This is a genomic window from Mesorhizobium sp. M7A.F.Ca.AU.002.02.1.1 (assembly GCF_003998535.1).
Taxonomy (GTDB): Bacteria; Pseudomonadota; Alphaproteobacteria; order Rhizobiales; family Rhizobiaceae; genus Mesorhizobium; species Mesorhizobium ciceri.
In genome coordinates this window covers 1-733 of sequence record NZ_RZPB01001373.1, presented here as the reverse complement: position 1 = coordinate 733, position 733 = coordinate 1, and the positions used below count along the sequence as shown (strand labels likewise).

1 protein-coding gene is annotated in these 733 nt (G+C 66.2%); it reads right to left on the bottom strand.

All coding sequences use genetic code 11. The annotated features are described in order from the left end of the window. The coding region (locus EN879_RS37810; protein WP_127274808.1) for an FAD-dependent oxidoreductase at positions 1-733 on the bottom strand (733 nt) is incomplete at both ends.

The window sequence follows — 733 nt, the reverse complement described above, 5'->3', positions numbered from 1 at the left end:
GCGCCCAACCGGCAGGCCGGAAAGGTCGCTGGCCTGGCGCAGCTCGGCAATGAACTCGACCGCGTTGATGACGCCGTCAGCGTCCTCGCCATCGGCACGCAGCGCATTGACACCGCCAAGGCCCATGCCGAGAAACACCGCGTCGTAATTGCGGATCAGATCCGACAGCTGATAGTCGCGGCCGAGCGCCTTGCCGTTCTGGATGTCGATACCGCCGATCGCGGTCACGTAGTCGACTTCGGCCTGGGCGAAATCGTCGACGCTCTTGTAGGCGGCGATGCCGTATTCGTTGAGGCCGCCGGCCTTCGCGCGCGCCTCCAGGATGGTCACGTCATGGCCGTGGCGGGCGAGCCGGTGCGCGGCGGCAAGGCCGGCCGGCCCGGCGCCGACCACGGCGACCGTCTTGCCGGTCGGCTCGGCGCGCGGATAAAACTGCTTGTTCTCGCCCATGGCGACGTCGGTGGCGTAGCGCTGCAGGCGGCCGATCTGCACCGGCTTGCCTTCCGCCACCTCGCGCACGCAGACTTCCTCGCACAGCGTCTCGGTCGGGCAGACGCGGGCGCACATGCCGCCCAATATGTTCTGGTCGAAGATGGTCTTGGCCGAACCGATCGGATTACCGGTCGAGATCTGGCGGATGAACAGCGGAATGTCGATCGAAGTCGGGCATGCATTCATGCACGGTGCATCGTAGCAGAAATAGCAGCGGTCGGATTCGACCAGCGCCTCGTGG